A 21,137-nucleotide genomic window follows, 5' to 3' on the forward strand; every position below is an offset into this window, starting at 1 on the left:
GCTCTTTCGGGTCGGGGGCCGGTCACGGCGTGATGGTGATGTTCAGACCGATGCTCCGGCCGGACGGCAGCTGGCCGAATTCGAAGCCCTGCGAGTTGCCGGCGTCGAACGCGGTTTCCGGGTCGATGTGCGGCGTCTTGGTCCACAGCCACAGGTTACGGCCCACGATGCCGACGTTCACCTTGCCCAGCGGCGTGCGCGACACCAGCGACTGCGGAACGTTGAAGCTCAGGCGAGCCTCGCGCAGCTTGGTGTAGCTGGCGTCGTAGATGTGCGGCTCGTCCATGAAGTACATCATGAGCCAGAAATCCTCCGGGCACACCGGAGTGGTGTTCTCGGCGCCGGACTCGGTTACGCCGTCGAAGACGAAGCCCGGCTCGCAGGGGCCCTGCTCGCGGCCCGGGAGCGAGGTGTCGAGCACGCCGGCGAAGTTGCCGAACATGTTCGTCACCGAGAAGATCTCGCCGCCGACGCGGGTGTCGAACATGAAGCTCAGCTCCATGCCGCGGAAGCTGAACGTGTTGGTGAGCGAGCCCAGCCAGTCGGGCGAGTAGTTGCCCAGGTACACGCGGTCGTCGGCCTCCAGGGGAATGCCGTCCTCGCCGACCACGACCCGGCCCTCGTCGTCACGCTTGTAGCCCTCGCCGTACATCGAGCCGTACGGGTCGCCCACGCGCGCCTCGGTGGTCACGCCCCAGTACGAACCCACCTGGTACGTCGTCAGGTCGCCGTACAGGCTCTCGACCTGGCTGCGGTTGCGCGAGTAGTTGGCGGCCATCGACCAGCGGAAGCCGTTCGACCCGTTGATGGGGGTGGCCGTCGCGCGGAGCTCGAAGCCCTTGTTGGAGATGGCGCCGGCGTTCACCGCCTGCTGCAGGAAGCCGCTGGTGCCCGAAATGTCGGCCCGCAGGATCTGGTTGCGGGTGACCTGGTCGTAGTACGTGGCTTCGAAGCCCAGCCGGTTGTCGAAGAGCTTCAGGTCCGCGCCCACTTCCCACGCCTCGGTGAGCTCGGGCATCAGGCCGGCGTTGGGGATGAAGTCGCCCATCGAGTAGGCCGGCGTGCCGCTGAACGCGTCCTCGGCCAGGAAGGTGCCCTGCAGCTGATACGGATCGGCGTCGTCGCCCACCTGCGCCCACCCCGCGCGCACCTTGAAGAGGTTCACCGGGGTGCGGGAAAGGTCGAGCGCGTCCGACACGATCAGGCTGCCGGAAACCGACGGGTAGAAGTACGAGTTGTTCTCCTCGGGAAGCGTCGACGACCAGTCGTTGCGCCCGGTTACTTCCAGGAACGCGAGGTCGCGGAAGCCCAGCTGGGCCGAGCCGTACACCGAGCGGGTGCCCACGCGGTACAGCAGGTTCTGCGCTTCGACGGGCGAGGCGTTGTTGGTGGCCTTGAAGAGCCCCGGAATGGTCAGCCGGTCGACCGTGACGAGGTTGAGCTCGTCGGCGGAGTACCGGTAGTTGCCGCCCACGGTGGCCGCCAGCGAGAAGGTGCTGTTCAGGTCGCGGTCGGCGGTCACGAACACGTCGCTGTTCGTCTCGCTGCGGGTGATCAGGTCTTCGTCGAACGTGTCGTCCGGGTAGTTGATGTTGTCCGCGTGGAACATCCGCTTGCGGTGGTCCTGGTACCAGTCGGTGCCGGTCCGGGCCGTGGCCGTCAGCCAGTCGGTGAGGCCGTAGCTGAGCGACACGTTGCCGATGAGCCGGTTGCGGTCGTCCTCGTTGCGGTTGTGCAGCGCCAGCCAGTACGGATTGGTGTGGTAGTTGTAGTTCCAGTTGTAGTGCTCGCCATCCTTCATGAAGTCGCGAAGGAGGCGGGTGTCCACCGTACGGCCGAACCACGTGAACTGCTGCATGGGGTTGGTGGCCGAGTAGCCGGTGCCCGGGCGGTTGGCGCCCTCGGCGCGGACGTAGTTGGCCGAGGCCTCGGCGCGCAGGCGGTTGTTGATCTGGGTGCCGCCGTTCAGGCCGATGGTGTAGCGGCTCAGCTCCTGCCCCGGGTACATCGCCTCCTGGTTCATGTGGCCGATCGACAGGCGCACGTTCGCGCGGTCGCTGGCGGCCGCCAGGGCCAGGTTGTTCTGCACCGTCATGCCGGTGCGGAAGAAGTTCGAGACGTTGTCCGGATGGCAGACGAAGGGAGCCGGCGCTCCGTTGCTGAAGAACTGGGTGATCGGGCGGCCATCGCAGGCCGGGCCCCAGCTCTCGTCGACGCCGTCGAACGTGCCGGCGCCCGCGCCGTCCACGAACTCGAACTCGCCGCCGGAGCCCTGGCCGTACTGGTTCTGGTACGAGGGCAGGCGAAGCGGGTCTTCCCAGGTGACGTTGCTGGTGTAGCTGAGCTGGGTTCCGTCGATGCCGCGGCCCGACTTGGTGGTGATCAGGATCACCCCGTTGGCGGCGCGCGACCCGTAGAGGGCGGCGGCGTTGGGGCCCTTCAGCACCGTGACGTTGGCGATGTCGTTGGGATTGATGTCCTGCGCGGCGTTGCCGTAGTCGTAGCCGCCGTACCCGTCGAGCGTGGGCGACGAGTTGTCGATGGGCACGCCGTCGATGACGAACAGCGGCTGGTTGTCGCCCGAGAGCGACGTGGCGCCGCGGATGATGATGCGGGCCGAGCCGCCGGCGGGGCCGGCGTTGGTGGTCTGCACGCCGGCCACTTCGCCCGCCAGCGCGTTGACGATGTTGGTCTCAGGCGCGTCGGTGAGCTGCGACGCGTCGAGCGAGGCGGTGGAGGTCGTGACCGCCCGCTCCTCGCGGGTGATGCCGAGCGCGGTCACCACCAGCGCGTCGAGCTCCAGGACCGACGAGGCCATCTGGAAGTTCTGCGTAAGGTTGCCCCCGGGCGCAAGCGTAAGGCTGCGCGAAACCGTGGACAGGCCCTGGCGGGTGGCGGTGATGGTAACGCTCTGCCCCGCGCGCACCGCGGAGCCCGGAATGGTGATTCGGTACGAGCCGTCGGGGCCGGAGGTGGTGCCGACGTTCAGATCGGCGATGCGCACGAGGACTCCGGCCTGCGGGTCGCCGTCGGTGTCGGTGACGCGCCCCGACACGGTCGTCGCGTCCTGCGCAAGCGCGAGCATCGGTGAGGCGCACAGCGCCACCAATGCCAGCAGCCAACGAATGGTTCTCATCTCAGGGATTCTCCTGGACAACGTGGAAAAAACGTTTCGCGCGGCGAGGCGCCGCGCGGGGTAAGGCACGACGGAAGCTCCTTTCGGTGGAGTGGGGGTGGATAGAGGTGTGGAACGCGGTTCGAACGCTCGTTAAAGAGGTGGACCGTCCAACATAATCAGGTGCAGCCCAACATCGCAACCGTCAAGGCGCCTGGGGAGCGCCTGCACGCAGGGGCCCCGGGGCTGCGCCAGCCCCGGGGCCCGTGGAGGGAATGCCCGTCTTGTGTCTAGGCCGCGCAGCTCCCCTCGTCGCAGCGCTCGCCGCCGGCACTTGCACCGGATTCCTTCGCCTCGCCGGCCACCTGCTCCAGCACCTGCAGGAACGCCGAGGCCGGCTGGGCGCCCTGAACGGCGTAGCGGCCGTCGATGACGAAGGTGGGCACGGCGGTGATCCCCAGGCGCTGCGCCTGCGCGATCTCGTCCTTGACCTCCCGCCGGCCCTCGCCGCCTGCCAGGTAGCCCCGCACCCGCTCGCCGTCCATCCCGGTGCCGGCGGCCAGCGTTTCCAGCACGCCGGCGTCACCGATGTCGGCGCCCTGGCCGAAGTGCGCCTCCAGGAGCTTTTCCTTGAGCGCCTGCTGCACGCCGGAGCCGTATTCGCGCTCCGCCAGGCGAAGCAGCCGATGTGCATCCAAGGTGTTTGCGGCCATCGCGGAATCGAAGTCCATGACGATGCCCTCGGCCCGCGCCGTCTCCGTCACCTGCCGCGCCATCTGCGCGCCCTGCGGCCCGAACCGCTGCGCCAGGTACTGCTGCAGCGGAAACGCGGTGGCGGGGGCGTCGGGGTTCAGCTGGTAGGGCCGGTAAACGACCTCCACCTGGTCGGCCCCGGGAAGCGCCGCCAGCGCGCGCTCGAAGCGCCGCTTGCCGATGTAGCACCAGGGGCACGCCACGTCCGAATAGATCTCTACCTTCATCGCGGTTCCTCGTTCGTCGGTGCTCGCCCGGCACGTCAGGCGGCGCGGGCGATGCGCTCCAGCGCGTGGCGGTGGTGGGGGAAGCCCTCTTCGGTGCCGCGGCCGATGGCCACCAGCGCCGGGACGCGCGCGTTCTCGGGCAGGTTCAGCAGGCGCTTGACGGCTTCGGCGTCGAACCCGGCCATGGGCGAAGTCTGGTAGCCATGCGCCTCCGCCGCCAGCAGCAGGTACCCGAGGGCGATGTGCGCCTGCGCCGCCCCCCACGCCTCGCGCTGGTCCGGGCTCTGCCCCTGGAACGAGCGCAGGATGGTCTGCCGCGTGGTGGCGCGCTGCACGGCGTCCATCCCGGGGTGGATCGTCTCGTCGATGGTGGCCAGCGCGTCCTGCATGTCGCTGTACAGCACGATGACCGCGGGGGCGGAATGCACCTGCCGCTGGTTGAAGGCCGCCGCCGCCAGCTGCGCCTTGAGCTCGGGGGTTTCGACGATCACGAAGCGCCAGGGCTGCACGTTGAACGCCGAGGGCGCCAGGCGAACCACGTCCAGGATGCCGTCGAGGTCCTCGCGCGGAATGGGCAGCGGTTCGAACGCGCGGATGGAGCGGCGCTGCAGGGCCGCGTCTCGCACGTTCAACAGGTCGGTAGTGGTGCTCATGGCTTGCTCCCGGTGGAACTCGTGTGATATCTTTCCAGTAGCAACTATACAAAAAGAAGTTGATTGCGTCAACTGCGCCCTTCGTCTATCCTGGCAGCCATGAGCGACGCCACTCGTCTATGCCCGCACTTTCACCGCGCCGTCGAGCTGATCGGCCGGCGCTGGACGGGCGCCATCATCTTTGTCCTGCTGAACCAGCGCTGCCGGTTCGCGGGGCTGCGCGCGGCCATTCCCGAGATCACCGACCGGATGCTCTCGGAGCGGCTGCGCGAGCTGGAGGCAGAAGGAATCGTGGAGCGCAGCGTGATTCCCGACACGCCGGTGCGGGTGGAGTACGCCCTGACCGACAAGGGCCGCGCGCTGGCCGCGGCGGTGGACGCGCTGGGCACCTGGGCGCACGACTGGCTGGCCCAGGCGCCTGCTAATGCGGAGTAACTGCGGGTTTCACACGGAGGGCACGGAGGTCACAGAGGAACTGCAGGGGGGCCTCCTTCCCCTCCCCTCCTCCGTGTACTCCGTGCCCTCCGTGTGAGGCTTTCTGTTTCAGGGCGGGAGCTGAGCTTGGAGCCTGTCCGCGCCCGGATGCGCGGGGCTCACGCGGCGGAGGTCGGCGAGGGTGGACTTCGCCTTTTCGTACTGGTAGGTGAGCGCGTAGACGGTGGCGAGGTTGTACAGCAGGCTGGCGTCGCCCGGGGTGCGGGTGCGCTGCTGCTCCAGGCCGGGGAGGGCCTCGGCGGCGCGGAGCGCCTGCGCAAGGCGCTGGTCGCCGGGATCCAGCATGGCCGCGCGGCGAAGGTGCGCCAGCGCGGCCGCGTGGTCGTTCTTCCGCAGCAGGATCACGCCGATCAGCCGCAGGCTTTCGGAGCTCTCTTCGCGGGCGTTGGCGGCCTGGAACCAGCCCAGCGCTTCGTCGTAGCGCCCCAGTGTGTAGGCGATGCGCCCGCCGTCCAGCAGCGGGCGCGGCTCGGTGCGGTACTCCTGCGCCAGCGCGCGGGCCACGCGCAGCGCCTGCTCCCACTGGCCGGTCTGCTCGTAGTGGCCGCGCAGGCGGTCCATCGCTTCGGGCCAGGGGAGCGATCCGCCCACCATCGCCTGCGCGAGCTGCTCTTCGGGCGTGCGCGGCTGCAACGTGTCGACCAACGGCGTGGCCCGGGTGCCCCGCGGACGGAACGGCCATCCCGAGCGCACGCGGTCTGCCCGGAACACCCCCACCAGCGAGTCCGCCGCCGTCACCGGAACGGCGCGCCGCGCCTCCGCCGCCAGGACGGGGCGGGTCCACGGCCCGATCATCCGCCGCGCCCTCAGCGCCTCGTAGAACGCGTCGGCGATCAGGAAGTAGCCGTCCACGTTGGGGTGAAGGTGCTCCAGCATCAGCGTGCCCCCGATGGACCCCCCAGGCGCGGCCCGCTCCAGTGCGCGCTGCGTTTCCACCACCGTCGCCCCGTGGCGGGCGGCTTCTTCGCGGATCACCCGGTTCAGCGCTTCCGGCGCACGGAAGCGGAGCTGGTCGGCCTCCTTGGCGGCGCGGTAGTGAACGCGCGCCCGGCCGGCATCGCCCCGGGCGTTGTAGACCCGCCCCAACGCGTACAACGCGTCCGCCGCGGTGCTGTCCATCCGTACCGCCTCGCGCAGTGCACGCTCCGCCCCCGCAGGGTCGCCCCGCCCCATCGCCTCGAGTCCGGCACGGTAGGCGCGTCCCCACGCCGCTGAGTCCGTGCCCGGCGCAAGGCCGCTGACGAAGGGCGGCTGGTCGCGCTCGTTGCTCGCCACCGTGCCGATGAACACGGGGATTCCCGCGGCCCGGTAGCGGCCCAGCAGCTCGCGCAGGTTGGCGCGGAACTGCTCGACGCCCTCCCGGTAGCGCGCGGAGCCCAGGGGAATGCGCTGGTCGCCGGCCATCAGCTCCATCACCGTCCGCGGCTCGCCGCCCTCCCCCGCGGGCGCGGCGCCCCGGCCGAACAGGCTCCCCATCAGCTGGGCGATGCGCAGGTGCCGCAGCCGCAGGTACGCCTTCGTCAGCCACCGCGCGCGCCCCGCCGACTGCGACGAGCCCACGCCGAACACGCCGTAGTACTCGTTGTGCCCGGTGTAGATCATCACCGCGTCCGGCCGCTGGGCGATGACCTCGCCGGCCAGGTCCAGCAGCGTGTACGAGTTGACGGCGGTGAGCGCGGTGTTCACCACCTCGATGTCCCTGTCGGGAAAGGTGGCCTGCAGCCGCTGTTGAAGCATTCGCGAGGGCGCGCCGCCGTGGCGGTACGGAAACCCGGCCGCGGACGACTCGCCCTGGAAGATGATGCGGAACGTTTCCGGCCGCCGCTCCGCGCGAAAGAAGTCCAGGTGCGGCAGCGGGACGATGGTGCCCTTGGGAAAGTAACGCTTAGCGACGTCGGGGTTGGGATGCATGAACTCCGGGCGCCCCTCCGCCCGTACGAAAAGGGGATGGCTTTCACCATATCCCGCCACGCGCAGCCCCACCTCCAGCAGAAGGAGCAGGATGAACGGCAACGCGACGGTGATGGCGGTGAACAGCCGCCGCATCCCCGGTGAGAGTGGCGCCTGCTCGGCCGCGGGCGGTGCTTTCGGAGGCGCGGGGGCTCGCTTTTTCTTGCTCATCGGGCGATGGAGACGATGGCCTCACACGGAGGGCACGGAGGACACGGAAGGGGGGCGGCGAGGAGAGCGTGTGATGGGTGCGGAAGCTAGACGAGAAGCGGAGTGCCCGCAAACGGCGAGAGATCCGGGGGAGGGTGAACCCGCCGTACCTGCCGAAGCGCGATCGAATTCTCCCCTCTCCCGCTTGCGGGAGAGGGGCCGGGGAGAGGGCAGCCGTGGTATGCGGGCCCGTGTCGCAACGCCTGGACGTCGCGGCCTCAGCACAGGTGACCGCTGCCGCGCCCGGGCTTGGAAGCGCCCAGGCTAGATCCTTCGCCCCGCGAGGTAGGGTGCACGGGCTGGTAAGGTGCGCCTGGGGCTCAGGATGACAGACCGGTGCGCAGAGGCCGGTGTGACCCACGGCACTGGCTCCCTTCCCCCGCGCAGTTTGCGGGGGAAGGGTTGGGGATGGGGGGCGCCGAGGTCTGCGCCGAGTCCAGTCGAACCCGATCGAAGTTCTGCCCTCTCCGCACGTCGTTTGTGCGGGGAGGGGCGGGGCGCTCCTACGCGTGGTCGGGCGCGGTGATGGGATGCTTCAGCGCGGCTTCGGCGGCGTAGTAGCCGCACATCCCGTGTACCGCTCCGCCCGGCGGCGTAGAGGCCGAGCACAGGTACAGCCCCGGCACGGGCGTGGAATACGGGATCTTTCGCGGCGCCGGGCGAAAGAACACCTGCCGCAGCGTCATGGCGCCCGCGCTGATGTCGCCGCCCACCAGGTTGGGGTTGTGCCGCTCCAGCGCGGAGGGCGGCATCACGTTCCGGTGCAGCACCACGTCGCGGAACCCGGGTGCGTAGCGCTCCACCTGGTCTTCGATCGCCTTCGTCATGTCGACGTCGCACCCGAACGGCACGTGGCAGTACGCCCAGGCGATCTGCTTTCCCGCTGGAGCGCGCGACGGGTCGAACAGCGTCGGCTGCACCAGCAGCACGAACGGCTTTTCGGGAACCTTTCCCTCCAGCGGCGCGTGCTCCGACGCCGCGATCTCGTCCAGCGTGCCCCCCAGGTGCACCGTGGCCGCGCGCGCGCACTCCGGGCTGCGCCAGGGGATGGGGCCGCTGAGCGCCCAGTCGATCTTGAACGAGCCCGCGCCGTAGCGAAACCGCCCCAGCGCACGCCTGTAGCGCCCCGACAGGCGGTGCCCCGCCACCCGCAGCACCTGACGGGGCGTCAGGTCCAGCAGCACCAGCGGCACGCCCTGGAACTCGTCGACGTTGTCCACCGGCGCGCCCGTGACGATCTCTCCGGCCAGCGAGCGGAGGTACGAGGCCAGCGCATTCGCGATGCTTTGCGAGCCGCCGCGGGCGATGGGCCACCCCACGGCGTGCCCCGCGGCAGCGAGCGTCAGCCCGAAGGCGGCCGTGGGCGAGCGGGTGAGGGGCACCATGCTGTGGGCGGCGTTCCCCGCGAACAGCGCGCGCGCCAGCTCGCCCTGGAACCGGCGCTTGGCCAGCCCGTACGCCGGCCGGATTCCGTACACGCCAAAGCGCGCCAGCAGCAGCGGGTGGTCGGGAAACTCCAGCGGGCCCAGCACGTCTTCCGCCAGCACCAGCCAGCGGCGCACCCACGGGTTCATCAGCTTCTTCCAGGCGCGCGCGTCGGGGCCCAGCGTGGCGCCGGTCTCCTCCATCGACCGCTCCAGCATGGCCACCGTGCCATCGTCCTGCGGGTGCGCCAGGCAGGCCGGCGAGTGCACCCACTCCAGCCCGTGCTCGGCCAGCGGCAGCGCCCGAAAAAAAGGCGACGACACGCCCAGCGGGTGCACGGTGGAGCACACGTCGTGGTGAAAGCCGGGAAGCGTCAGCTCCTCGGTGCGCATCCCCCCGCCGATGGTATCCGCCGCCTCGCGCACCACCACGCGCCGCCCCGCCTGCGCCAGCGCGATGGCCGCCGCCAGCCCGTTGGGCCCCGATCCCACCACCACCGCGTCCGGACGTGCCATCCACCCCTCCCGGTTGCCCTCCCACACCACCCGGAACGCCGGCGGAATCGGCACGACGCATACCACGAGGGGCAACGGAAAGGCGCCTCCAACAGCAGCACCGCTCCCCTGCGCCAGATGTTGAAAGCTACCTTTATCGCACTCGACCCAGATTCGTTTGTGCAAGGAGGGATCGCGCCAGATCGCTCGCCGCTTATCGAGTGTGTGATACCTGACGAACTCTCGTTGAACGGTGCGGATGGAAGTAGATTGCGGCGAGCCGCTCACGCGTATGGAAGAATCAAGACCATGACCCGACGCACCTCTCATGAGCCGCCCGATACGCTCATGCAGCTGCTGACCAGACTCGATCCCGCGGAAGACGTAGAGGTCGAGTACAAGCGTGCCCACGGAGGAATCCCCCGCGACGTATGGGAATCCATCAGTGCGTTCGCAAACACCCGGGGCGGTTGCATCGTACTCGGCGTCAACGAGAGTGGCGGTTTCGAGGTGGAAGGCGTTTCCAATGCCGACGCGCGGCGGAAGGAGCTTTGGGATGCACTGCGAAATCCGCAGAAGCTCAGTAGCGCGGTATGCGATGAGCGAGATGTGTCGGTCGAGCACGTCGATGGCGCTGCGTTGGTGATCATCCGGGTTCCAGCCGTGCCCCGAACCGAGCGACCGGTATACATCAACGGAAATCCGTACCAGGGAACCTACGTCCGCCGTCACTCCGCGGATTACAAATGCGGCAAGCCCGAGGTCGATCGCATGATCCGCGAGGCTTCCGGTGACCACGCCGACCTGGTGGTACTGGAAGGATTCGGGCTTGCGGATCTCGACAGGTACGCGCTGTCAGGATACAGAAATCGCTTTCAGACGCACGATCCGGCGAATCCCAAGAACGAACTCGACGATTGGGCGTTCCTGAAATCGCTGGGTGGGGCAATGAAGGACCGACGCAGTGGGGTGGAAGCGCTGACGCGGGCGGGGCTCCTGATGTTCGGGCTACCGGAGGCGATCCGCGAATGGAGAGGACGGCACCTGATCGACTTCCGCTCGCTTTCGGGCACAACGGATGTCTATGAACGCTGGCTGGACCGCATCGCTTGGGAAGGCCATCTATACGGCGCCTTCTTCACCATCTTCCCCGGGCTAACCGTTAGCCTGCCGACTCCCTTCGAACTACAGGATGAAGTTCGAAGTGGGCAAACTGCGGTTCACACTGCACTGCGCGAGGCGCTGGTCAACCTGCTCGTACATGCCGACTACGTGGAGAGCGAAGCCTCGCTCATTCTGCGGTCACCAGACGGTTTCCTCTTCCGCAACCCGGGTACGTCTCGCGTCCCGGAAGACGACATGCTCATCGGCAACCGGTCAGATCCACGGAACCCCACGATCGCACGCATGTTCCGGCAGATCGGTCTTGCAGAAGAAGCAGGCACGGGGATTCCCAAGATCGTACAGCTATGGCGCAAGCTGGGCTTCCAGCTTCCGGATATCCATCAGAGCACGGAACGATACGAGTTCACCATCGAGCTGCGATACGCTCACCTCATTCCTGCGGACGATCGCAACTGGCTCCAATCCCTTGGCGATCATTGGACGGAAGAGGAGCAGCTGGCGCTCGTGCTCGCAAAACATGAGGGGATGGTCGATAACCAGCGCTTGCGCAGCCTCACGGGGGTACACCCGGCGGATGCGACCGCGGTACTCGGAAGATTGCGTCAGCGAGGGCTCCTCGACCCGCAGGGGGGCGGCTCGAAGACGTGGTACCAACTTTCTCCACACCTCCGCGAGGACGCAGGCCTTCCTGACAATTCGGAGCGCATCGGCATCTCGCCCGAGGAGTGGGATGAAATGGTAAACCTTGCCCGACCTCTGCGTGATGCCCTTCGGCAGAGGAAGCGCCCTGCACGATTGGAACGTGACCGCACGATCGTCGCACTCTGCAGGCGTATGCCGCTCGCCTTGGAAGAGCTTGAGGAGCTTCTTGGGTATACGAGGAGCGGGATGCGGGGCATTGTACAAGATCTCGTGAAACAACGAGCACTTCAGTACCGATACCCAGAACGTCCGACGCACCCTCACCAGCGGTACTTAGCTGGTGACTCGTCTCACGTGGCTAGTTGAAGGCTGTGCTCAGACGTTAGAGCTTGGGTTTAGACCTTAGCTTAGGAGTTAGACCTTAGAGCTTTGGGTTAGACCTTAGAGCTTGGGGTTAGACCTCAGAGCTTGGAGTTAGACCTCAGAGCTTGGAGTTAGACCTTAGAGCTTGGGGTTAGACCTCAGAGCTTGGGGTTAGACCTCAGAGCTTGGGGTTGGACCTCAGAGCTTGGGGAGACAATAGCGGCGGAGCCGGCGGGGGGATCATCCCGCCGGCTCCGCTCCATTGTTCCGCCCGTGTGTCAGGCCCCGGAGCCGCTCTTTTCTTTCTCCTTCTCACGCGAGCCGCTCTTGTCCTTCTCCTGCTCGCCCGACCCGCTCTGTCCCTTGTTGCTCTCTCCAGGCCGGTACGAGCTCTCGGTGTCGCCGCCGGAGACCACGCGGATGGGGATGGGGTTGGGGATGGCCACCTCCACCCGCTCCGTGCGATTGGCCTGCACGCGCTGGATCCACGCGTCGTCCTTGGCCGCGCCGCCGGACTGCATGACCATGCGCGCCACCCGCAGCCCGTCGGCGTTGGAGATGCGGATAGAGCCGTGCGACGCCGCCTTGCCCAGCGACTCCGGCTCGTTGGTGCCGTGGATGGAGCGCGGTGGATCGTACACCATCTGAATGCGCCCGAGCGGGTTGTCGGCGTCGCCCGGCTCCGCCACCTCTTCGTCCTTGGCCCACTCCTCGTCCGTGGGCGGCGTCCAGCGCGGGTTGAACACCACCTGGCCGACGGTCCACTCGCCCGTGCGCGTGGGCCACTCGTCCGTGCCCACGGCGATGGCGTGCGTGCTGACTACCTGGTCGTTGCGGTACACGTACAGCTTGCGCTCGCCCACGTTCACCTCCAGCCGCAGGTCGGGCGGCGGCATGGGCGGGGGGGCGGGCTGGGCCGCGGGGGTCTGGGCCTGCGGCTGCGCGGGCGCCGCGGCGGCCGCGTCGCCCGTGTTGGCGGGTTCGTCAGAGCTGTCCTTGACCGTGCATCCCGCCGTCATCAGCAGCGCGCCGGCCAGCGCCGTTCCTATCCAGCTTCGCAGCATCCATCGCTCCTTTTCGAGGTTTGCCGCAGGTGCCCAAGCAAGGCGTGCGCCGCCACGGCAGACCGCGGATCATCCGATGGGTTCAGCGCATCCATCTCTGGCCGCGTCCTTGCGACCGTGCGACGCGTCCCACCCCACCGCGCACGAGGCTTACGATGATCTGCATCCTTCACGGATACCTGCTGGAAGGCTCGGGAAGCAACCTGTGGACGCGCTCCATCGTGGAGTCGCTGTGCAGGGAAGGCCACAACGTTCACCTGATGGCGCAGGAGAACCACCCCGAGCGCTACTCGTTCATCACCGAGGCGCGCCGCTACCGGGGCGACGAGCCCGCGGAGACGTTCTACCGCGCCGACGCGGAGCACCCGGGGTGCTGCGTGCTTCACAAGCCGGTGCTGGGCGACACCCTGCCGGTGTACGTGTGGGACAAGTACGAGGAGTTCCCCAACGTGGTGCCGATGGTCGACCTCGACGACGAGGCGGTGGAGGCCTACGTGGACCGCAACGTCCGCGCGCTGCGCCGCATCGTCGCCGAGAACGGCATCACGGCCATCCACGCCAACCACGCGGTGCTGATGTCGGTGGTGGCGCAGCGGGTGAGCGAGGAGACGGGCGTTCCCTTCGCCGTGATGCCGCACGGAAGCGCGCTGGAGTTTGCCGTCAAGCGCGACGAGCGGTTCCACCGGCTGGCGCTGGGCGCGTTCACCTCCGCGCGGCGCGTGTTCGCCATCGGCGGCGAGATGCGCGACCGGGTGCGCGGCATCCTGGGCGCGGTTCCGGACCTGGAAGCGAAGTTCTCCGAGCTTCACCTAGGCGTCGACACCAGCCAGTTCGAGCCCATCGCCCGGTCCGAGCGCCCCGGCAACGTCGCCCGGCTCGCGGAGGCGCTCGCGGGGATGAAGCGCGGCCGCGTTCCCGCGCAGGAAACGGAGATGCTGGGCCGGCTGCGGGGCGACATGACGGTGGACGAGCTGCGCGCCGTGTTCGCCGATGCTCAGCGGTACGAGGGCAAGACGCCGGACGAGGGGCTGGAGGCCAGGCTGAACGCGGTGGACTGGGCGAGCGAGCCCACGCTGCTCTTCGTCGGCCGGCTGATCAGCAGCAAGGGAATCCAGAGCGTGGTCGCCGCCCTGCCGCTGATCCTGGAAAAGCGGCCGGACCTGCGGGTGATCGTCGTGGGGCACGGCCCGCTACGCGAGGTGCTGGAGGCGTTGCTCTGGGCCCTGCGCGAGGGGGAGCGGGCCCTGGTGGACCTGATCGTGGCCCACGGCCGCGTGCTGGAAGGGTCGCCGGAGGGCGAGTCCGAGGGCGAAGAGCTGACGCAGGTGGCGCTGTACCTGGAGCAGCTGCGCGAGCGCGGGGAGCTGGATGCGTACTACGCCGCCGCGCAAAAGCACCTGCGGCCGGAAACAGTGCTGTTCACGGGCTACCTGACGCACCGCGAGCTGCACCACCTCTTCCCCTGCTGCGACGCGGCCGTCTTCCCCTCCGTGGTCAAGGAGGCGGGGCCGCTGGTGTTCCTGGAGGCGCTGGCGTCGGGCGCCTTTCCCCTGGGCACCTACTTCGCGGGGATGAAGGCCAGCATCGACTCCGTGGCCCAGGCGCTTCCGGCGGAGGACGCCGAGGCGATGAAGCTGGACGCGGCCCCGGAGCGCACCGTGGCCGACATCGTCCGCCACGTGCCGCTGGCGCTGGAGATGGGCGAGCGCCACAAGGACGCGCTCTACCGCGTGGCCCGCGACCACTACGACTGGCGCAGCGTGGCCCGCAAGCTCTTCACCGAGCTGAACGCGCTGTAGCCGCTCTCCGCACTCACGCACGAAGAAGGGGCCGGCGCATCGCGCCGGCCCCTTTCGTTCATCCCGCAACCGGCCAGAGGCCTACTTGCAGGTGCCCTTGTTCTTGTTCTTGGGCGTGCAGGGGGTGGAGCCGGTCTCGGTGGGCGGAATCACCGGGGTGGGCACCAGGCTGTACACCACGTGGTTGTTGGTGCTCAGCGAAAGCTGCACGACCGTCCTGGTGCTGGCGTCGAACAGGGCCTGCTTGACGGTCGCCGGCGAGGCGCCCGGCGCACCCTGAAGGTACAGGGCCGCCACGCCCGCCACGTGCGGCGAGGCCATCGAGGTGCCGCTCAGCGACTTGGCGCCCGTCGCGCTGGCGAAGTCGGCCGACATGATGCCGCTGCCCGGGGCAAAGAGGGTCACGCAGCTGCCGAAGTTGCTCCACACGGTGCGGGTGTCGGTCTTGTCGCTGGCGCCCACCGTGATGGCCAGCGGGTGCCCGCCCGGCGAGCCGTTGCAGGCATCGATGCCCACGCCGCCGTTGGGAACGCCGTTGCCCGCGGCCAGCGCCAGCGTGACGCCGGCGGCGATCAGGTTGCTGGTGGCCTGGTCCACCGAGGCGCTGCGCTGCGGAACCAGCCCGCCGATGGACATGTTGGCCACCGCCGGAAGCCGCCCGTTCTGCGCGATCCAGTCCATGCCGGCGATGATGCCCGAGAACGAGCCGCTGCCGGCGCAGTCAAGCACGCGAACCGCCACCAGCGACACGTTCTTGGCCACCCCGTAGGTGGAGCCGCCCACCGTGCCCGCCACGTGGGTTCCGTGCCCGTTGCAGTCGCCGCCGCGCATGGTGGCGCTGTCGGCCATCACGTCCACGCCGAAGGTGGCGCGGCCGCCGAACTCGGCGTGGTCGTAGCGGATGCCGGTGTCCACGATGTACGCGGTGACGCCCGCGCCGGTGCTGACGTAGTTGTACGTGGTGTTCAGCGGAAGCGCCCGCTGGTCGATGCGGTCCAGCCCCCAGGTGGCGGCCGCCTGCGTGGTGTTGTACGCGGTGGTGCGGCCGTCGGGCTCGATCCTCCGCACGCGGCCGTCCAGCTTCAACGCCTCGAGCGCCACGCTGCCGATGTTGCCCGCGAAGCCCGTGAGCACGCTCTCGTACACGTAGTCGGGGCGAATGCCGTACTGCAGCGCAATCGGCAGCGGATCGACGTCGTCGCTGAGGGTGACGATATAGCGGCCGGGGATGATGCTGTTGTCCTGCAACAGGTTCACGGGGCCGGCGGGGGCCACCGGGCTGGTCTGGTCACCGCAGGCCGCGAGGGTGGCGGCAAAGGCGGCGAAAGCGAACGTCCGGCGCATGCGTACTCCTGGAAGAGATGGGGACCATCGGCGGCGCGCCATGCGCCGCGGTCGGCATCCGGTAAAGGCACGGCGTGTACCGGATGGACACACAAGCGCAAGCAACGCTCCAGCAACGACTTACAACTTTGCACCTTTTACCGGGGTCAGGTCATTGCCCTGTTTTTGTGAAACATTGTTCAGCATCACGCCTCAGAATAGAGCAGGAGAATCGCTATTCTACGCACTCGCCTCCTCGCCACCGTCGCGTTCCAGGTGTGGATGTGCTTGTCGCATAACCATTTGCCTGCGCACGGCGAACAAAGTCAACAATTAGAGGCGAGATCAATGCAGGTGAGGGGAAGAATATTCGGCAAGCCTGCTACACTTTCGGCGTTCAGCGAGTCGAGGGAGGATTTCGTCTTTTACGAAAACCTTGCGCGCGGGATGATCCCCTCGTAGAGTGCAGGCACATAATGCGACGCGATTGATATCTGGAGCCGGCCCGCGTTCCGCCGATCGAAGAAGAGCTTTTCCGGGCGGCCGACACCGTCCCGTTCCTGGCCCGGGCACTCACCCCGGGACGGGCCTGGAGCGTCCATGCACCCGGGGTGCATTCGGAGGGAAGGGCAGTATGCTGATGCGCAGCAGGCACCTCTTTGCGGCCGTGGCGTTCTCTCTCTCGCTCGCGGCGTGCTCCGACGACCCCACCGCGCCCGACCTGGCGCCCGGCGCGCCGTCCGAGGCCCGGCAGGCGGGGCGCGGCAGGCAGGTGATACCCGACCGCTACGTCGTCGTCTTCAACAAGGACGTGTCCGACGCGCCGGGGCTGGCCCGGCAGCTGGCGGCGGCGCACGGCGGCACCGTGCACCACACCTACCAGCACGCCATCAAGGGCTTCTCGGCCACCCTGCCGGCGGCCGCGGTAGAGGCCATCCGCCGCAATCCCCGCGTGAAGTACGTGGAGCAGGACCAGAAGGTGGGGCTGGTGGCCGCCAGCTGGGGGCTGGACCGCGTTGACCAGCGCGACCTGCCGCTGGATGGCAACTACTCCTACACCCGCACCGGCGCCGGCGTCACCGCGTACATCATCGACACGGGCATCGAGACCTCGCACTGGGACTTCGGCGGACGTGCGTGGGGCGGCTACGACGACTTTGGCGGCAACGCCGAAGACTGCCACGGGCACGGAACGCACGTGGCGGGAACGGTGGGCGGCGCCAACTACGGCGTGGCCAAGTCGGTGAGCCTGGTGGCCGTGCGCGTGCTGGACTGCGGCGGCTGGGGCAGCTGGAGCGGGGTAATCGCGGGCATCGACTGGGTTCGCTACACGCACCCCACGCCGGCGGTGGCCAACCTGTCGCTGGGCGGTGGCTACATGCAGGCCGTGAACGACGCCATCCAGAACCTGGTCTGGTCGGGCGTCACCGTGGCCGTGGCCGCGGGCAACGGCTACGGCGACGACGCGTGCTGGTACTCGCCCGCCAGCTCGCCCGACGCGCTGACGGTGGCGGCCAGCAACCAGTGGGACGGGCAGGCCTACTTCAGCAGCGTGGGGCAGTGCGTAGACCTGTACGCGCCGGGCGAGGACATCACCTCGGCCATGCTGTACGGCGGCACCACCAGCATGAGCGGCACGTCGATGGCCTCGCCGCACGTGGCGGGCGCGGCGGCGCTGTACCTGGAGGGCGACCCGTGGGCCTCGCCGTACACGGTGAACGCCCACATCGTGAACACCGCCACGCCCAACCGCCTGTCGGGGGTAACGCCGGGCACGCCCAACCTGCTGCTGTACACCGGGCAGGGAACGCCTCCGGCCAGCCGCACGGGGATCCACCGCCTGTACGCCAACTCCAACGGCGACCACATGTACGGCGTGGACCCGTGGGAGGCGTACGGATGGTACCACCTGGAATTCCAGAACTACTTCTGGCTGAACAACGCGGGCGACGGGAACCACTCGGCGTTCTACCGCTGCTACAACATGTGGACGGGTGACCACTTCATGTCCACCGACCCGGGGTGCGAGGGCTACACCAACGAGTACCTGCTGGGCTACATCGCCAACTGGCAGGTTGCCGGCACCACTCCCCTGTACCGCCTGTACCAGCCCAGCACCGGCAACACGTTCTACACGACGGACTACTGGGAGGGGCAGAACGCGCAGTGGTACCTGGGCTACTACGACCAGGGCGTCGCGGGCTACGTGTACACCAGCCCCTGACGGCGATCCGCTGATTCGGGAGGGGACGGACGGCCCGGCCGGGGATGCTCCCGGCCGGGCCAATCCTTTTTCCGACGCCCGCGAGTTTGCGCAGACGGGCCCCGCGTCCCAGTATGACGGCATGCGCAACAGGATGCGCCGGTTGTGCTCCCTCGTCCCAAGCCGCATTCGTGACCGAGCCCCACCCGACCACCGGCTCCGAGGACCGGGTCGCTTCGCAGGCCACTGAAATCCGCCAGCGCCTGGTGAGCCAGGCGCAGCAGAACGTGGACGAGGTGCTGCGGGCGCTGGCTGCCCAGGCGCCCCCCGCTCCCATTGAGCCCGAGTCCGCGGCCGCCCGCGAGGCGTTCTCGCGAACGTGGTCGGAGCTGGCCGACGTGCTGCTGGACCCGCGCACCGGGCTGGCCAGCCGCATCCTGTTCTGGGACCGGCTGCGCCACGCGGCCGCGCGCCACCGGCGGCACAAGCTGCTGTTCGGCGTGCTGTACGTGCGGACGTCGGACGACAAGGAGGCGCACGTGCCCGAGCTGGCGCGGCGCCTGGGGGTGAGCCTGCGGGAAATCGACACGGTGGGGTACGCGGGGGGCGGCGAATTCACCGTGCTGCTCGACGGGCTGCACGCCGCGGAAGACGCCCAGGCAGTGGCCGAGCGGATTCAGCGGGAGCTGGCGTCGGCGGTGCAGGGCGGCGCCGTGCCGCTGAGCGCCAGCATCGGCGTGGCGGTGCCCGCGGGGAACAGCGACCCCGGCACCATCCTGTGGCAGGCCTACGTGGCCATGCAGCGGGTGGGCTCCGGGGCCGTGGGCGTGGCGCCGGCCGCCTGAGCCCGCCTCAGCCCGGGCGCGAGGCGAGCGCCGCGGATCCGTCCTCGGCTGCGGCCACCACGGTATCGCGGCCGGCGGCCTTGGCCAGGTACAGCGCGCGGTCGGCGGAGCGCACCAGCTCCGACGCGTCGGAGCCGTCGTCGGGCGCGGTGGCTACGCCGATGCTTACGGACAGGTGCGCCCCGCCCGCGAAGCGGTGCAGTGCCACGAACCGGCGCAGCCGCTCGGCCACGGCGCAGGCCGTGTCGGCGTCGGCGCCCACCATCACCACCGCGAACTCCTCGCCCCCCACCCTCGCCACGGTGTCGTGCACGCGCACGTGCTCGCGCAGCATGCGGGCGAACTCCTGCAGCGCCGTGTCGCCCGCCGGGTGGCCGAAGCGGTCGTTGTAGTGCTTGAAGTGGTCCACGTCCAGGATGGCCAGGCTCAGCGCGCCGCCGTGCCGCTCGCGCCGCGACGTTTCGGCGGCCACCACGTGGTCGAAGTGGCGCCGGTTGGCCAGCCCCGTCAGCGAGTCGGTCAGCGCCAGCCGCGACAGCTCGGCGCGCGCCGCCGCCAGCTCCAGCCGCTGTTTGCGGATGCGCGACAGCACCACGCAGGCGTACAGCGACGTCACCAGGAACACGCCGCCCACCAGCGCCTCCACCCCCAGCCGCGTGCCGGGAAGCCCCGCCCACACCACCGCGCCCAGGTAGCCGGCCGTCATCAGCGCGCTGAGCAGCGCGGCCGCGCGAAAGCCGATGTACCCGGCGCAAAAGATCAGCACCACCGGCCACACCACCAGCACCAGCATCCGCACCTCGGGCGCCGTGCGCACCATGGCGCTCAGCAGCAGCGCGGTGGCCAGCGAGGGAACCAGCACGAAGTGGGGGTCCCACCCGCGCCACAGCCGCCCGCCGCGAGCCAGGAGCACCCACACCGACCCCAGCACCACGCCCGCCACGGCCACCAGCAGCGCCCACTCCACCGTCGCGATGTGGGCGTATTCCATGACGTCGAGCATGGCGATCACCGCCAGCGCCAGCGCCAGGCCGCTGGTGGCGAGGGCAAGGCCGTGCTGCTTCTGGCGGCGGTCCTGGTCCATTGTCGTCCATGCATCGATGGGGTCCGGCACAAGCGACAGAAGTGTGGAAAGATACGTGCCGCGGGCGCGGCGCGGGGCGTGCGTGGCGGGCGCCGCAACCTTTTCCATGGAACGAGGATGCGGCGGCTGATTCTTTTCGACATCGACGGGACCCTGCTGGACGCGGGCGGCGCGGGCCGCCGTGCCATCGCCACCGCCATGGTGAAGGTGTACGGCCAGACGGGGCGGCTGGACGGATACCGGATGGGCGGGCGCACCGATCCGCAGATCGTACGCGAGCTGCTGGGCGGCGTGGGGGTCGGCGAGGCGGAGATCGAGGCCGGTTTCGATGCGCTGTGGCCGATGTACGTCGAGGGGCTGCGCCACGACATCACCGGCCGGGTGAAGGCGCTGCCGGGCGTACCCGGGCTGCTGGAGCGCATCCACGCGTTCCATCCGGAAACCGTGCTGGGTCTGCTGACGGGGAACGTGGTGGAGGGCGCGCGGCTCAAGGTGGAGGCGGCGGGGCTTCCCTTCGAGCGCTTTCGCGTGGGCGCGTACGGCTCGGATCACTGGCAGCGGCCGGAACTCCCGGCCATCGCCATCGAGCGCGCCCGCGAGCTGACGGGCATCGGCTACCAGGGCAAGGAGGTGGTGATCGTGGGCGACACGCCGTTCGACATCTCCTGCGGCGCGCACCTGGGGGTGCGCACCCTGGCGGTGGCCACGGGCGGGCACACGATGGACGAACTGGCAGCCTGCGGCCCCGACCACCTGTTAGCCGACCTGTCCGACACGGAAGCCGTCTGGCGCGCGATCAGCGAGTAGGCGCGCGGCGGAGCGGATGAATCCGCCACACACTACGTGAGTCGCGCCGCACCTGCCGAAGTCACACGATGTCATCCCGACGGAGCGGCCACGCCGAGCCTTCCGTCACACCGGAATCCGCAGCGACTGAGGGATCCGCCACACACACCGCCCTCCGCGACGCCGTCCTTTCGTCACGACTCCAGCGCCGTTCGGCCGTTGGCCGATGCACGATCGATGTGAGGTTTCCGGAGCAGTGTCGCGTCGCGCGCAGTGTGTGGCGGATCCCTCAGTCGCTGCCGTCATCGGTGTGGCGGACGGTATTCCGGGGCCGCTCCATCGGGATGACAGCGTGCGCGGCGGGCAGGCGGCGTGCGGTCGAATTCTCCCCCTCGCCCGCTTGCGCTACCCATTACCCACATCTTTGTATCGGGCCAGGGACGCACAAAACCAAGGTGACAGCAGGGGTTTGGCCCTCATCTGCGTCCACTCGGGAGACGGAGCAGCGCGCATTCCGGTGCGTAGACGCCACACACTCCTACGTCGACGACGGGTTTGACGCGGCCTCAAACCTACGCTCC

14 protein-coding genes are annotated in these 21,137 nt (G+C 68.9%); 6 read left to right on the forward strand and 8 right to left on the reverse strand.

The features are described 5' to 3' along the window. Positions 1-22: 22 nt before the first annotated feature. From VF632_RS10350 to VF632_RS10360, 3 genes are all read right to left on the reverse strand, one after another. On the reverse strand, positions 23-3,136 hold the full coding sequence (locus VF632_RS10350) for a SusC/RagA family TonB-linked outer membrane protein (protein ID WP_331022806.1): 3,114 nt from the start codon (positions 3,134-3,136) through the stop codon (positions 23-25). A gap of 269 nt (positions 3,137-3,405) precedes the next feature. Further along, positions 3,406-4,095, reverse strand: a complete 690-nt coding sequence (locus tag VF632_RS10355; protein ID WP_331022807.1) for a DsbA family oxidoreductase — start codon at positions 4,093-4,095, stop codon at positions 3,406-3,408. 35 nt (positions 4,096-4,130) lie between these two features. Further along, complete coding sequence (locus tag VF632_RS10360; RefSeq protein ID WP_331022808.1) at positions 4,131-4,748, reverse strand: nitroreductase family protein; 618 nt, start codon at positions 4,746-4,748, stop codon at positions 4,131-4,133. Positions 4,749-4,847: 99 nt separating this feature from the next. Here VF632_RS10360 and VF632_RS10365 point away from each other — a divergent pair, with 99 nt between their 5' ends. Next, on the forward strand, positions 4,848-5,183 hold the full coding sequence (locus tag VF632_RS10365; RefSeq protein WP_331022809.1) for a helix-turn-helix domain-containing protein: 336 nt from the start codon (positions 4,848-4,850) through the stop codon (positions 5,181-5,183). A gap of 108 nt (positions 5,184-5,291) precedes the next feature. On the opposite strand, the gene VF632_RS10370 is transcribed toward VF632_RS10365, so the two are convergent. Beyond that, positions 5,292-7,364 carry a tetratricopeptide repeat protein gene (locus tag VF632_RS10370; protein WP_331022810.1) on the reverse strand — a complete coding sequence of 691 codons (2,073 nt, stop codon included), beginning with the start codon at positions 7,362-7,364 and terminating at the stop codon, positions 5,292-5,294. A 542-nt stretch (positions 7,365-7,906) separates the two neighbouring features. After that, complete coding sequence (locus VF632_RS10375; protein WP_349263989.1) at positions 7,907-9,343, reverse strand: NAD(P)/FAD-dependent oxidoreductase; 1,437 nt, start codon at positions 9,341-9,343, stop codon at positions 7,907-7,909. A 327-nt stretch (positions 9,344-9,670) separates the two neighbouring features. Between VF632_RS10375 and VF632_RS10380 the strand changes: the two genes are divergently transcribed. Beyond that, on the forward strand, positions 9,671-11,455 hold the full coding sequence (locus VF632_RS10380) for an ATP-binding protein (RefSeq protein WP_331022812.1): 1,785 nt from the start codon (positions 9,671-9,673) through the stop codon (positions 11,453-11,455). 275 nt (positions 11,456-11,730) lie between these two features. On the opposite strand, the gene VF632_RS10385 is transcribed toward VF632_RS10380, so the two are convergent. Then, a complete protein-coding gene (locus VF632_RS10385; protein WP_331022813.1) occupies positions 11,731-12,516 on the reverse strand; it encodes a L,D-transpeptidase in 786 nt (261 codons plus the stop codon). Positions 12,517-12,671: 155 nt separating this feature from the next. Here VF632_RS10385 and VF632_RS10390 point away from each other — a divergent pair, with 155 nt between their 5' ends. Continuing rightward, positions 12,672-14,315 (forward strand): glycosyltransferase, encoded by a 1,644-nt coding sequence (locus VF632_RS10390; RefSeq protein WP_331022814.1) that lies wholly within the window; start codon positions 12,672-12,674, stop codon positions 14,313-14,315. Between the two features lie 81 nt (positions 14,316-14,396). On the opposite strand, the gene VF632_RS10395 is transcribed toward VF632_RS10390, so the two are convergent. Further along, positions 14,397-15,659 (reverse strand): S8 family peptidase, encoded by a 1,263-nt coding sequence (locus tag VF632_RS10395; protein ID WP_331022815.1) that lies wholly within the window; start codon positions 15,657-15,659, stop codon positions 14,397-14,399. 619 nt (positions 15,660-16,278) lie between these two features. Between VF632_RS10395 and VF632_RS10400 the strand changes: the two genes are divergently transcribed. Further along, positions 16,279-17,862, forward strand: coding sequence for a S8 family serine peptidase (locus VF632_RS10400; RefSeq protein ID WP_331022816.1), 1,584 nt, complete (start codon positions 16,279-16,281; stop codon positions 17,860-17,862). A 170-nt stretch (positions 17,863-18,032) separates the two neighbouring features. After that, positions 18,033-18,686, forward strand: coding sequence for a diguanylate cyclase domain-containing protein (locus VF632_RS10405; protein WP_331022817.1), 654 nt, complete (start codon positions 18,033-18,035; stop codon positions 18,684-18,686). Positions 18,687-18,693: 7 nt separating this feature from the next. On the opposite strand, the gene VF632_RS10410 is transcribed toward VF632_RS10405, so the two are convergent. Next, positions 18,694-19,878, reverse strand: a complete 1,185-nt coding sequence (locus VF632_RS10410; RefSeq protein WP_331022818.1) for a GGDEF domain-containing protein — start codon at positions 19,876-19,878, stop codon at positions 18,694-18,696. A 9-nt stretch (positions 19,879-19,887) separates the two neighbouring features. On the opposite strand from VF632_RS10410, the gene VF632_RS10415 reads away from it, so the two are divergent. After that, on the forward strand, positions 19,888-20,577 hold the full coding sequence (locus tag VF632_RS10415; RefSeq protein ID WP_331022819.1) for an HAD hydrolase-like protein: 690 nt from the start codon (positions 19,888-19,890) through the stop codon (positions 20,575-20,577). Positions 20,578-21,137 lie beyond the last annotated feature (560 nt).

It is taken from the genome of Longimicrobium sp., assembly GCF_036388275.1.
Taxonomy (GTDB): Bacteria; Gemmatimonadota; Gemmatimonadetes; order Longimicrobiales; family Longimicrobiaceae; genus Longimicrobium.